At 43.6% G+C, this 13,601-nt stretch carries 8 protein-coding genes; 1 reads left to right on the top strand and 7 read right to left on the bottom strand.

The genetic code is table 11. The features are described from left to right. Positions 1 to 136: 136 nt before the first annotated feature. The 5 genes from C6Y39_RS14820 to grpE all read right to left on the bottom strand — a co-directional run bounded on the left by C6Y39_RS14820 (position 137) and on the right by grpE (position 7,897). Positions 137 to 2,707 carry a GGDEF domain-containing phosphodiesterase gene (locus C6Y39_RS14820; RefSeq protein WP_105932002.1) on the bottom strand — a complete coding sequence of 857 codons (2,571 nt, stop codon included), beginning with the start codon at positions 2,705 to 2,707 and terminating at the stop codon, positions 137 to 139. A 381-nt stretch (positions 2,708 to 3,088) separates the two neighbouring features. Next, complete coding sequence (locus tag C6Y39_RS14815) at positions 3,089 to 3,571, bottom strand: c-type cytochrome (protein ID WP_105932001.1); 483 nt, start codon at positions 3,569 to 3,571, stop codon at positions 3,089 to 3,091. Positions 3,572 to 3,896: 325 nt separating this feature from the next. Continuing rightward, positions 3,897 to 5,030, bottom strand: a complete 1,134-nt coding sequence (gene dnaJ / locus C6Y39_RS14810; RefSeq protein ID WP_105932000.1) for a molecular chaperone DnaJ — start codon at positions 5,028 to 5,030, stop codon at positions 3,897 to 3,899. A gap of 204 nt (positions 5,031 to 5,234) precedes the next feature. Next, entirely contained in the window at positions 5,235 to 7,157 is a 1,923-nt protein-coding gene (gene dnaK, locus C6Y39_RS14805) for a molecular chaperone DnaK (protein ID WP_105931999.1), read from the bottom strand. Positions 7,158 to 7,273: 116 nt separating this feature from the next. Beyond that, positions 7,274 to 7,897, bottom strand: a complete 624-nt coding sequence (grpE, locus tag C6Y39_RS14800; RefSeq protein WP_105931998.1) for a nucleotide exchange factor GrpE — start codon at positions 7,895 to 7,897, stop codon at positions 7,274 to 7,276. A 491-nt stretch (positions 7,898 to 8,388) separates the two neighbouring features. Here grpE and C6Y39_RS14795 point away from each other — a divergent pair, with 491 nt between their 5' ends. Further along, on the top strand, positions 8,389 to 11,829 hold the full coding sequence (locus C6Y39_RS14795; protein WP_105931997.1) for a PAS domain-containing hybrid sensor histidine kinase/response regulator: 3,441 nt from the start codon (positions 8,389 to 8,391) through the stop codon (positions 11,827 to 11,829). On the opposite strand, the gene C6Y39_RS14790 is transcribed toward C6Y39_RS14795, so the two are convergent. Then, a complete protein-coding gene (locus C6Y39_RS14790) occupies positions 11,830 to 12,720 on the bottom strand; it encodes a retroviral-like aspartic protease family protein (protein ID WP_105931996.1) in 891 nt (296 codons plus the stop codon). A 122-nt stretch (positions 12,721 to 12,842) separates the two neighbouring features. Further along, positions 12,843 to 13,508, bottom strand: coding sequence for a response regulator transcription factor (locus tag C6Y39_RS14785; protein ID WP_105931995.1), 666 nt, complete (start codon positions 13,506 to 13,508; stop codon positions 12,843 to 12,845). Positions 13,509 to 13,601 lie beyond the last annotated feature (93 nt).

Here is a 13,601-nt window from a genome sequence, read left to right as displayed (position 1 = left end):
GTAGGGTTTATGTTCAACCTACTTCAGTTCACGACAATATGGTTATAAGACTTCAGGCGTAGACTTTATAACCACATGATTTACATAATATTAAACTTTTATTTTCAATTCGGGCGCGAAATATTTACATAGAACGCTATTGCGAATTATGCCCTAACCTGTCACGCCAATCGCTAATGCTCATGGGCTTATCAAGATAAAAACCTTGAAAAGCACTGCAACCGCACGCTTTAGCTTGGTCGAGTTGCCCAGTGGTTTCAATGCCCTCTGCTACTGTATTCAAATGGAGTGCTTTGGCCATATTGCAAATACTTGTTACTAAGAGTGTTTTCTGTTCTGAACCTTCCATCGCTTCAATAAACACCTTATCAACCTTCAACTCTTTAATAGGTAAATCTTGAAGATAATTAAGGTTTGATTCTCCTATTCCAAAATCGTCGATTGATAGGGAAAAACCTTGTTCAGCAAGCTCTCTTACACGATATTGAATGATACTTACCCCCCTTATTAACGCGCCTTCTGTCAATTCCAGCGTTAAACTTTCGTGCGGTACTTGCCATTTGTTTACGATCGCTAAAAACTTGCCAACGAAATCAGCTCTCGCCAAATGCTTAGCGCTGATATTGATGGATAACTTGGTGTCGATATGCTGAGTTTGACAATCTTTCAACAACTTACATGCTTCATTGCAAACCCATAGGCCAAATTCAGCAATGTATTCATTCTCTTCTGCAATTGGAATGAATTCAGCGGGGTTGACTACGCCGAGATGTGGGTGGTTCCATCTTAATAGTACTTCAGAGCTGATAACATTATTTAGCCCATCATATTGAGGTTGTAACTCGATAAATAGCTCGTCATTGGAGATTGCTCTTCCCAATGAACGCTTCACGTAGCTGTAACGTTCGACATCGCTTGCTTTGATATGAATATAATCATTTGCACTCGGTGGTTGGTCGCTAATTACGCGCCGAGGTTTGTGCGCTAACGTCTCACGTATTTTTTTAAACGAAAAATGCGTAGTAGGCAAAGTACAGCTAATTGTTTGCGTTTCTATTGTTAGAAGGCTGTTATGAAGCGTGATTGGCAGCAGAACATGCTCTTGCAGCTGGTTTGCGTAGTTTTTTGCAACCCTTATCGCATCTGCTTCTTCGCTAAAACACTGGTCAATGTGAAGAAAAAATGCGCCCCTACCGCATTTGAATACACGCGCTTTATAACTGCCTTTATCTTCGAATACTCGAACGAACCGGCTAGCTAAAATACGTGATATGTAATCAATAGTTGGCTCTCCAAATGCTTCTTCATACTCGTTAAAGTTGCAAATATTTACGCACATAAATAGCGAGAGAGGCTCAGATGAACTCGTTAAGCGCCCTTTCTCGCCAAGATAACGCTCAAATTGGTGCTGGTTAGGAAGACCTGTTACCGCGTCTGATAGCGCTAGTTGCTTAAAGTGCTCTAACTCGAAGTGATGGGATGACACGTCTCTAATGGAAGCTACCATAAGCCGCTGCCCATCAATGACACAAGGCTTTAAGCTCACTTCGCATGAAATGCGCTTGCCACTCTTATGCCGCAAGCATTCCCTTACATCTCGTTTTTCAGCACAGGTTTTAAAAACTGCACTAAGATTCGAAAACAAAGAGAGGCTATCGCTATTTTGCACTTTTGTGGAAATCAATCTTACGTCCTGCCCTATCAACTCGTCAGGTTCGAAACCTAAAACGCTAGAAAGATGATCATTGGCTGACAAAATAGTCCCATTTTCATCTATACATAACACTACGCTATCAACACTGTTTAACAATGTGGCCAGATAATTCGTATAGTTATGTTGCGACTCAGAAAGTCGTTGAATATCAGTTTCATCCTGAGCCGTGCCATAGAAGCGCGCTATCTTGAAGCCTTGGCGTTTACTTTTTTCAATTTGTAGAAATACGGAAAGCTTAATACTTTTTGTTTGCCCTTGCTTATCTCGGAAGTTAAAGTGCATAGAAAACTGACGGTCACCCTTCAACGCTTTTATTATTTTACGCTTTAGCGTTACCTTATCGCTCGGCGCTATCATCGAAAGGACTTCACGGAGGCTGACATTTCTAATCTGTGGCAAGCCCAAGAACTGTTTCATGACCGCAGTTGAGGAAAAATTACCTGTAAATCTGTCAATCTCCCACGCGCCCACCTTAGAGATTGAACTCACTTTTTCTAAAAGGGAAAGCTGCTCAGACAGTTTATCGGAGTAAGGGTGTCTTACTAGCTCATACTGATAACTCACCTCTACCTTTTGCCGCGTGATATCAATAAGCGCGTGTTGTCGGGCATTCAGCACATTGTGTTGCACAAAGGTAAGTAAAGCGCCTATCACCTCACCTTGAACATCACGTATCATTGCCACCACAATATGGTGGTTGCAATATTGCTTGAGGGAGTCTGGCAACTCAAATTCACTGCATGGAATAGGCGCACTCAAGTGCGTAAGTGGAAACATAAGCAAAACGTGAGTGGGAAATACAATGCTTTGGGCATCATCTAATGAATGATTTGTATCGCTTGCGACAATCGTAGCTCGACCGCTATTTTGATTTATTGAAGCTAATAAAATGCAAAGGGCGTGCGCTTTCGTTTTGTTCTCAGTGAGAAGCGCAGCGAAGTTGTGCTGCGTGGTTCGTACTGTCGATAACATGCGTTCACTGCGTAAATCCATCTAAGCAAACCTTTTAATAATCCATTAATTTAAAAATAGTGACATCACATGATGTTAGTAGAGTAAAGGCAGCATTCCTTGTGTACCTTCTATTTACCTGTGTAGCTTATGTTTTAATTCACCTTTATGGAAGGTTTCATCAACATTCTAATTGCTAAATTAACTGTTTTTAATGACAAGCGACGTGTTGACATGCTCTGAAATATAGCCAACCACCGTATATTATTCCAGCAATTTCACTTAAATAAATGCTCAGACATTAGGCGAAGTTATTAAGAGAAGAAGTAAGGACTATTTACTGAAAAGGCGCTCCACCGTTCCACGTTGTAAGAAAGAAAAAATGAAATGGAAAAAAGAAGCGCCTTAAAGATATTTGATTACTTAATCTTTTTTATAATCGTCGTGACACGATTTACAGCTTGCGCCTATTTTTCCAATAGCACCGCGATACGCACTTTCATCGCCCGCTTTAACTGCCGCTTGTAAGCCTTGTGCAGCAGTTTTAAGCGCCATCACTTTTGTTTCAACATCTGAGAAATTGTCCCAAATTTTATCTTTAGCACCGGTTTCAACGTCAAACTTGCGTGTATCAACGGAAAGATAATCACCCATCATATCAGCAAGCTGTTCTAGACGTACTGCGTTGGTTTCCATAACGCTTTCATCAAACGGTAGCGCGCCTTTTGCCATTCCACCAAGCGGCCCCATATTGCTGCGTACCAGCTGAAACACTGCTTGACGGTACTGCGTAGCCGCTTTAGCGTGTTTTTCTGAAGACGCTTGTGTCACATCAGCTGCTACTGATGTTGACACTACCACACCTGCCGTTGCCGCAGCGATAATCGCTTTATTGAAAAATTTCATGCCTGTTCCCTTTGTTTGAGTTGGTTATATCTACAAAATACGTATGCAAATATCTAATCTTTTACTTATAAGTCTATCGTGACGAATAGTTTGTGCCAGCGCAAGAAATATAACGGTGAATTGACGTAGTGGAGAGATTAATCCCAATCTAAGACACCAAAAAACATCTGTAAAGTCCCACCACAGGGCAGTTTCGGACAGTCATTCAAATTTGCTCGCAACAAATTTTGTCCAGTATCATTAGCTTGTTGAACGACTTTTTAGGCATAAAAAAGCCCTCTGAATGAGGGCTTTAAAATAGAACCAATGATAATGGCATATCTAATTAGTTAGTTAAGTCATCAAAGAATTTTTTGACACCGTCGAAGAAGCCTTGCGCTTTAGGGCTGTGCTTGCTCGACGCTTTGCCCATAGACTCTTCTAACTCTTGCAATAGCTCTTTTTGGCGCGATGACAAGTTTACTGGCGTTTCAACCACAACTTTACACATCAAGTCGCCCATGGCGCCGCTGCGTACTGATTTGACGCCTTTGCCGCGTAAACGGAACATACGGCCCGTCTGCGTTTCGGCGCTAATTTTCAGCTTCACCTTACCGTCTAATGTTGGTACTTCCAGCTCACCGCCTAAAGCAGCGGTCGTAAAGCTTAAAGGAACTTCGCAGTATAGGTTGTTGCCGTCGCGCTTAAAGATCTCATGCTCACGCACGTGAACCTGAACGTACAAGTCGCCTGACGGCGCACCATTTTCACCCGCTTCACCTTCACCAGAAAGACGGATACGATCGCCTGTGTCCACGCCAGCTGGAATTTTAACGTTAAGGGTTTTGGTCTTTTCTTTACGACCATGCCCATGACAGCTGTTACAAGGATCTTCAATGATTTTGCCTTTGCCTGAACACGTTGGGCAGGTTTGCTGCACAGCAAAAAAGCCTTGGCGCATTTGAACTTGGCCGTTTCCATGACAGGTTGGACAGGTTTTAGGTGAAGAGCCTTTCTTCGCACCAGAACCATCGCACACGTCACACTCAACCAAAGTCGGTACACGAATATCGACGCTTTTACCGCGAACCGCTTCTTCAAGACTTAGTTCTAAGTTATAGCGAAGGTCTGAACCTTGACGCGCGCGAGACTGACGTCCACCGCGACCACCACCGCCAAAAATGTCGCCAAATACATCGCCAAAAATATCGCCGAAGTCGGCACCACCACCGAAGCCGCCACCACCGCGGTTTGGATCAACACCCGCGTGGCCGTATTGGTCGTATGCAGCACGCTTCTGCGAATCTGACAGAATTTCGTAGGCTTCCTGGATTTCTTTAAACTTATCTTCCAGGCCTTTATCGCCTTGCGTACGGTCAGGGTGATACTTCATCGCAAGCTTTTTGTACGCTTTTTTAATTTCGCGTTCGCCTGCGCTTTTATCTACCCCGAGTACTTCGTAGTAGTCTCGTTTCGACATATCGTTTACATATCCTACTTTTTGTCGACAAGCTTATAATGCTTATCGAATCTACATCTGACTGTTGTGAAAATAACCTGATTAAGTTCTCAATAACCCCAGGCTATTTACACCAAGTTATTTACACAACAAAGGCGCAACAAGAATGTCCTGTTGCGCCTGAACTGCTTACACAGCCCGGCGCACCGGGCTAATCACAACAGTTTATTTTTTATCGTCGTCTTTCACTTCTTCAAATTCTGCGTCAACAACGTCATCGTCTGCTTTACCAGAAGATTGCTGCTCAGCACCTTCCGCGCCACCAGCTGCTTGTTGAGCTTGCGCCGCTTCCATCAACTTGCTAGACGCTTGAATAAGTTCTTGCGTTTTTGCTTCGATTTCTGCTTTGTCTTCGCCTTTAACTGCAGTTTCAAGTGCAGTAAGCGCTTCTTCAATTGGCGCTTTGTCTTCTGCACTTAGTGCATCGCCAACTTCTTCAAGCTGCTTACGTGTGGCGTGAACCATACCGTCAGCTTGGTTACGCGCTTGAATTAGCTCTTCAAACTTCTTATCAGCTTCTTTGTTCGCTTCCGCGTCAGCTACCATTTTTTCTACTTCTTCATCGCTTAGGCCTGAAGAAGCTTTGATAGTGATCTTCTGCTCTTTACCTGTGTCTTTATCTTTCGCAGACACGTGTAGGATACCGTCAGCATCTAGGTCGAAGGTTACTTCGATTTGCGGTACACCGCGCGCAGCTGGACGAATACCTTCAAGGTTGAACTGACCAAGAGACTTGTTGCCACTCGACTGCTTACGCTCACCCTGTAGTACGTGTACTGTTACCGCAGACTGATTGTCTTCTGCCGTCGAGAACGTTTGTGACTTCTTCGTTGGAATAGTCGTGTTCTTCTCGATTAGCGCAGTCATTACGCCACCCATTGTCTCGATACCTAGAGACAGAGGCGTAACGTCTAGAAGTAGTACATCTTTAACATCGCCAGAAAGTACACCACCTTGGATTGCCGCACCTACTGCTACCGCTTCATCAGGGTTAACGTCTTTACGTGGCTCTTTGCCGAAGAACTCAGTTACATACTTCTGTACTAGCGGCATACGCGTTTGACCACCAACAAGGATGATGTCATTGATGTCGCCTACAGATAGATCTGAATCAGCTAGTGCTTGCTTAAGTGGGTTAAGCGAGTTCTTAACTAGATCTTCAACTAATGACTCAAGTTTTGCACGAGTAAGCTTAATCGCTAAGTGCTTAGGACCTGTTGCATCAGCAGTGATGTAAGGCAGGTTAACTTCAGTCTGTTGTGAAGAAGAAAGTTCGATTTTCGCTTTTTCACCGGCTTCTTTAAGACGCTGCATAGCAAGCGGGTCTTTACGAAGGTCGATGCCTTGGTCTTTCTTAAACTCTTCAACTAGGTAGTTGATAACACGGTTGTCGAAGTCTTCACCACCAAGGTGTGTGTCACCGTTAGTCGCTAATACTTCAAACGTGTGCTCGCCGTCTACTTCATCGATTTCGATGATAGAGATATCGAAGGTACCACCACCTAAATCGTAAACTGCAACAACGTTGTCGCCTTGCTTCTTGTCCATACCATAGGCAAGAGCAGCAGCAGTAGGCTCGTTGATGATACGCTTAACTTCCAGACCTGCGATGCGGCCCGCGTCTTTTGTTGCTTGACGCTGAGAATCGTTGAAGTAAGCAGGAACAGTAATAACTGCGCCAGTTACTTCTTCGCCAAGGTAGTCTTCAGCGGTCTTTTTCATTTTCTTAAGTACTTCAGCAGAAATCTGAGGAGGCGCCATTTTTTCGCCTTTTGCTTCTACCCACGCATCACCGTTATCAGCACCTACAATTTTGAAAGGCATGATGTCGATGTCGCGCTGTACTTCTTTATCTTGGAAGCGACGACCAATTAGACGCTTAATAGCGAATAAGGTGTTTTCAGGGTTAGTTACTGCCTGACGCTTCGCTGATTGACCTACAAGTGTTTCACCATCGTTTGTGTAAGCGATGATTGAAGGGGTTGTACGATCGCCTTCCGCGTTTTCAATTACGCGAGGTTTGTCGCCGTCTAGAACTGCGACACATGAATTCGTTGTACCTAAATCGATACCAATGATTCTACCCATTTCGTGTCTCCGAATGATTTTCTTAATACTGTACTTTTAGTGGGGTTATTCCCCGTCTTTTCAATAGATGCCAGTAAAAAAACTGGCATTTTTGTGTGTTCGTCGCAAAAAGCGTCTTAGGCCTGCGTATCCACACCGCCGCTTGGCGCACGCGATACCATAACCATGGCAGGGCGTAGCAAACGACCATTAATTTGATAACCTTTCTGCATAACCGCCATTACTGTATTTGGCTCGTGATCTGCACTTTCTTGCATAGACATTGCCTGATGCAAATCAGGGTTAAAGGTTTCGCCCTGCGGATTAATAAGGCTTAATCCAAATTTCTCAATAGTGCTTAAGAAAGTTTTGTGGGTCATTTCCACACCTTCTAATAGCGGCTTCACAGCTTCATTGTCACCATCGGTCATTTCGATAGCGCGCTCTAAGTTGTCGATAACCGGAAGCAATTCGCCAGCAAAACGTTCAAGCGCAAATTTACGTGCTTTTTCTACTTCGCCTTCAGCGCGACGACGTGCGTTATCAGCATCTGCGCGCGCGCGAAGTACACCATCCTGCTGTTCTTTAATCGTTGCTTGCGCTTCAGAAAGTGCGGTTTCTAGTTCGTAAATGCGCTGTGCATTTTCGTCTAGCTCTACACCTTCTGCTTCTGATGCTTCTACCTGCGCTTCATCAGCATTAATTACAGTCTCATCTACTGTGTTTTCTTGTTCTGCCTGCACGTCGCGATTATCGCTCATGCCTACCTCCAAACGTTTTTCTTAATTAGGCGATGCCCAATAACATTAAAATTACTGGGAATAACTTCGTTGCGCTTAGTTATGGGGCTAGTTTTAAGGCGATCAAGGGTAACCACAATAATTTTGTGGATGATTTTAAAAAATACTGAAGAATTTAAGTTTTAATACATAAACTACCCAGGATCCGCTTTATCAGCACCCAGCTTTCAGCCAAGGGCTAGGTAATGCTAAGCCACCTTATGTGCTTTATCGCTCCCGCTTTGAGCAATAAATATAGATAGAGAATAAAGCCTATTCTCCCTTCTTTTCCCTAATCATCACGGGGGGCCAATTAGCCCTTCACTTCTACCAATAACTGAATTTATGTGAGGAAATTCAGAGATGTGCCACATGTGAAAACCGTGTTAATGTAAACGTATGAATAAAATGAGTTTTCGAGAGAATTAATTTGTGCGTCCAACTGCACGAACTCTCTACTACACGGACTACCTATGCTAAGTATCTGGACGGTGGGCACTATCGTCGGTTTCTACCTTCTCGCGCTTTTCGCATTAGCATTTTGGGGCGACAAGCATTTGCGCGATAATCGGCAGCATCCTGTGCTTTATAGCCTAGGACTTGGCGTACACTGTACATCTTGGGCTTTCTTCGGCACCACGTCGCAGGCTGCCCAATATGGCTGGGCAGTTATTCCCACCTATTTAGGCATTATGCTCACCATGGCATTTGCCTTTCCTGTAGTGCTTCATATAAGTCGATTATGCCAGCAGCACAACATTAGTTCGCTAGCTGACCTCATCTCACTCAAGTACCAACACTCTCATCTAATCGCCGCACTTATCACGTTGCTATGCTTTTTTGGCGTTGTGCCCTATATAGCATTGCAGTTAGACGCCATTACGAAATCGATAAATTTGCTTACCGCAGAGCCACAATCAAGCACACCTTGGTTGAGTATTTACGTAGCAAGTTTACTGGCCATATTTGCCATAACTTTTGGTACGCGTACGCTAAACTTGACGGAAAAGCATCCTGGATTACTTCTAACCATTGCTTTCGAGTCGGTGATAAAGCTTGTGGCGCTTTTGGCAGTAGGCGTTTTTGTTTGCTTCTTTTTATTCGATGGCGTCTTAGATTTAGTTTCTAACGCCTCGTCAAATGACAGTGCCAGGGAGGTCATTTACGCTGATAGCGCACCCTGGGTTTATGCATCACATGTAGTTCTTGGCGTTTGTTCCATGTTCGTACTACCTAGGCAGTTTCATATGAATTTTGTCGAGCAAAACGGTGAGAGCGAGCTTCGTACTGCAAGGTGGTTGTTCCCACTCTATCTACTCGGTATGACGTTGTTTGTTATCCCCATCGCCCTTGCCGGCAAAATGCTGCTTCCATCAACAACAAGTTCAGATGCCTACGTACTTGCCCTGCCCCTATCGACCGACAACATTGCTCTTTCCGGCTTTGCTTTTATTGGGGGATTATCGGCTACCACCAGCATGGTAATTGTAGCTACTTTAGCCCTCGGGATCATGATTTCCAATAATGTGGTCACGCCACTTTGGCTAAAGGCGCGACTGAAAACGTCACCTAACCGCTCTATGGAGCCGAGCAACATTCTTTCAATCCGGCGGCTTACCGTTTTAATCGTACTTAGCATCGCACTGTGGTATCACTTAAATATTAGCCAAGCTGCGCCTTTAGTGAAAAGCGGCGTGATTGCCATTGCTTTATTGGGGCAATCTATGCCTGCACTTATGTTTGGTATTTACTGGCAACGGAGTACGAAAGCTGCAGCGATTTGCGCATTGCTAGTAGGCTTTATTTGTTGGGCTGTATTTCTGCTCTACCCCAGTTTAATGTCTAGCTACTATTTTGACCCAGTACCTACTGACCAAGCTCTAGGCCTTGGATTTGCTTATTCATTAATGGCCAACTGCATAACCTTTATTGCAGTAGCGCTGATCACATCAAAACGTGGCGCTAACGAGAATAATGTAGAAACACCACATGACGGTGCTCCTCACCTACTGGTAAAAGTCCGTGATTTAATAGCGCTTACCGAGCGTGTTCTTGATACCAGTACTCACAGTCAACTTGTGCAGCAGCTTTCTGTGGATGTTAACCGCGCCGCAAGCAGCGGATATGCCAGTCAGGCTCTTATTGACAGAGTGAACAAACTGCTTGCCGCCCAAATAGGAGCACCGAGTGCGCGAATTTTATTGGGCGCGATTGCTGATACCGGCAGTGATAGCTTGCCTGAACTGGTTGATTGGGTAGAAGAAGCGTCCCAATCGTTTCAATTCAACCATGAAGTACTTCAATCGTCTGTGCAAAATATCGAGCAAGGAATAAGTGTACTTGATGACAAGCTACAGTTACTGGCATGGAATGACAGATACGTAGAGCTTTTTGCCTATCCCAAGGGATTTCTCAAAGCAGGCATGTCTATCACTGAAATACTCAATTTCAACGCCAAGCGAGGGTTATTTAGTTCCGCTAATATAGAGCCCGAATCTATCACTATTCAGTCTGAAATTAATAAACGCGTTAGTTTTATGTTGGATGGTAGTCGCCACAAATTCATAAGAAAACAACCTGATGGAAAAGTAATAGAATTAAACGGCGCTCCGTTACCTGGTGGTGGATATGTGACTACTTACAGTGACATAACCGAGTACATCGCGATTCAGCAGCAGCTCGAAAACTCAAAATTAGAGTTGGAGGAACGGGTGGCTATACGCACCGCAGAGTTAGAGGAGGCTAAGCGTCAGGCAGTGCTGGCAAATGAGAGTAAAACAAAATTTCTCGCAGCTGCCGGCCATGACTTAATGCAACCTTTCAATGCGGCGGCACTGTTTGCCTCAATGCTTAATAAAAAAACCGAAGGCGGTGAATTGGCAGTTCTGTCAGAAGGAGTCGTCAACTCGCTTGATAGTGCTCAGAGTATACTTACAATGTTACTGGACATAACCAAGCTAGACGCTGGTGTATTAAAAGTTCAAAGAAGTATTTTTCCTTTGAATGAAATCTTATCTTCATTGGCTCAAGAATTCAGAATTATTGCTGAACAAAAGGGACTCAGCCTTAGCTACTTACCTTCAAGTTTATTTGTATATAGCGATAAAAATTTATTGAGAAGAGTTGTACAAAATTTACTGTCCAACGCCGTTCGCTATACGTCAAAGGGAAAGATAGTAATCGGTGTAAGAAGAGCAGTTTGTTCAAACGAAAACATCGAAAAGTCTAAAAAGATAAGTATAGTAGTCTGTGATACCGGTAATGGCATCGCCGCCGATGAGCAACAAAACATTTTTAGTGAATTCCACCAGTTAGATAACCCAAATAGTAGTGAAGGTATCGGTTTAGGTTTAACGATAGTCGAACGAATATGCCGCTTGTTAGGCCATCAAATATCCCTAGAGTCAACTCTAGGGAGAGGAAGCTGTTTCTCCATTCATCTAGATTTAGTGCAGAAATGTGAGCCATACAACCAACAAGATATTGCTCATACCTCAGCTTTGCCGCTAGCAAAACATGCTGAACCGAATGTCAGTTCGCCTTCTGCTTTTTTACTTGGTTGCTCTATATTGCTCATAGAGAATGATGATCAGGTCGCAGCAGCAATGCGTTCGTTGCTAGGAGATTGGGGAGCTGAGGTTTCTTGGGTTAAAGGACAGCAGGATACTCTACCTACTAGAAAAAATTTTGACGTACTAATTGCAGACTATCACCTTAATGCAGGTGAGAAAGGCATTGAATGCGCAGACGTACTCATTCAAAACGGCTTTTCGTTCCATTTCACGCTACTCATTACAGCTAATCGTAGTCATAAAGTTCGGGAGGAAGCGGCTTCACTTGGTATGGCTTACTTACCGAAACCTGTAAAACCGCTAGCGCTAAAGCGTTTATTGAAACAAGGTCTTGAAAAATAACTACTCTGGCAATCCAATATGCATTTTCGCGGTGCTATATTCTAGGGTAATAACAAAGTCTTTCAACAGGTCATAACCAATGAGTCCAACCACTTTTTTACCACCAAGTCTGCTTCCTAACTCTTTGTATTGGCTTTCTATGTGTGTCTTTTGACCCTCACCAGGAAAACTCACCTTAACATCACTGATCTCATACGGCCCAAATTTGACAGTGTCAGCTGTTGCTATCTCATTAATACCGGAACCGTTTACTCCAAAAGATTCTGACGACGCCTCAACTTTATCTAACAGACCAACTCTAGACGCCACTTTTCTGTCGACAAACAGTGATCCCGAATTACCTGTATCAATAAGAAGCCAATGTGCTTTACCGTTAATTTCAATTTCCGCAATAGGCATTCCACTTCCCTGCTGTACCACAGTGCGAACATTAGCCACATCGTACATATTTACGCTGTCTCTAGTTACCAGTCTCATTTTTTTGTTGGGATAGTCTAATTGAACAATAAAATTTTGAAAAAAGCTTGCCCCTAAAAGCAGACCGTTTGAATGATGGCCCAGATTCCCTTCGACCAAACTGTCAAGCTCGAAATCTGAGCCAAATATATTTACCTTCACATTGTTAAATGTGCTTCGCTTCTCAATTTTATATACCCCCTGAATATTGACCGCTCTTCCGCCATCTAACTCAAGGTCATGTTTTCCAATGAATGCTTTATTGATACTGTTTATCTGCGCGCCGGAATCGAGCATGACGCGAGACTCTATACCTTCTATGGTTACAGGTAAAAATACGTGGCCTCTATCGAGTGTAAAATCGGTCCAATGGGTCGCTGCTGCGCGGCAAAAGAGAGGGAAAAATAAAGCAATTAATAGTGCAGAACGCTTCATAAAAGTCCTTTTTATTAAATACAAAGTTTTTATTTTTAAATTATCCTAAGATACGCTAACACATTGCTGTTGCGTCTTCTATACCTACAAAATATTCGTTAAACCTTAATACAATCAGAGCGCTAAACATGCATCGCATTTTTAAACGCTATGCCAGCCTTGGTTCTATTGATCACGCCAAGCTTTCTTAATACGGCTGACACATGTTGTTTAACAGTGGACTCTGAAATTGCTAGCTCGTAGGCAATCTGCTTATTAAGCAAACCGTCTGATACCATGCGAAGTACTTTAAGCTGATGAGGCGTGAGTTGCTTCAATCGGCGAGTAAAATCATCGTCGCTGCTACTACTATTATCATCAAGACCCGCGGACGTATTCAGCCCGCCTGATGACATTTGTGATGTGGCAGGAACCCAAGTCTCACCTTCAAGTACAGTATTAACCGCGTCAATAATGCAATCGACAGAGGCTGACTTAGGAATAAAACCGCTTGCACCCAGCGCAAACGACTTAGCCATAACGTCGCAATCTTCCTGCGCAGTAATCACAACAACCAACACGTCGGGATGTAACGCATGCACCTCGGCAAGGCCATTTAATCCTTCGTTGCCAGGCATGGTAAGGTCTAAGAAAAGTATATCAATATCGTCATTTGACGATAAACAGTTAAGGGTATCAGGAAAGGTGGACGTTTCTACAAGCGAAATGTGCTCGATGCTATTAAGTGCATGGCACATTGCGGCCCTGAACAACGGATGATCGTCAGCAATCAGGATTTTTACAGACATAATGCTATCAACTTGTAACTACCTTGTTAATATGCATATTACCACGCCAGTGAAAAAAGTTAACGTTATTGCTTAGGTAAAAGCTCGCATGGC

Origin of the sequence: Alteromonas gracilis (assembly GCF_002993325.1) — a bacterium.
Taxonomy (GTDB): Bacteria; Pseudomonadota; Gammaproteobacteria; order Enterobacterales; family Alteromonadaceae; genus Alteromonas; species Alteromonas gracilis.
The sequence above is the reverse complement of the archived record's forward strand: the minus strand, read 5'-3'. Positions and strand labels throughout refer to the sequence as shown.

What these genes read in the sequence shown, in the direction of transcription:
- grpE (WP_105931998.1), bottom strand. Translation starts at nt 7,897, where the DNA reads ATGAGCGATAATCGCGACGTGCAGGCAGAACAAGAAAACACAGTAGAT.
- dnaJ (WP_105932000.1), bottom strand. Translation starts at nt 5,030, where the DNA reads ATGTCGAAACGAGACTACTACGAAGTACTCGGGGTAGATAAAAGCGCA.
- dnaK (WP_105931999.1), bottom strand. Translation starts at nt 7,157, where the DNA reads ATGGGTAGAATCATTGGTATCGATTTAGGTACAACGAATTCATGTGTC.
- C6Y39_RS14795 (WP_105931997.1), top strand. Translation starts at nt 8,389, where the DNA reads ATGCTAAGTATCTGGACGGTGGGCACTATCGTCGGTTTCTACCTTCTC.
- C6Y39_RS14820 (WP_105932002.1), bottom strand. Translation starts at nt 2,707, where the DNA reads ATGGATTTACGCAGTGAACGCATGTTATCGACAGTACGAACCACGCAG.
- C6Y39_RS14785 (WP_105931995.1), bottom strand. Translation starts at nt 13,508, where the DNA reads ATGTCTGTAAAAATCCTGATTGCTGACGATCATCCGTTGTTCAGGGCC.
- C6Y39_RS14815 (WP_105932001.1), bottom strand. Translation starts at nt 3,571, where the DNA reads ATGAAATTTTTCAATAAAGCGATTATCGCTGCGGCAACGGCAGGTGTG.
- C6Y39_RS14790 (WP_105931996.1), bottom strand. Translation starts at nt 12,720, where the DNA reads ATGAAGCGTTCTGCACTATTAATTGCTTTATTTTTCCCTCTCTTTTGC.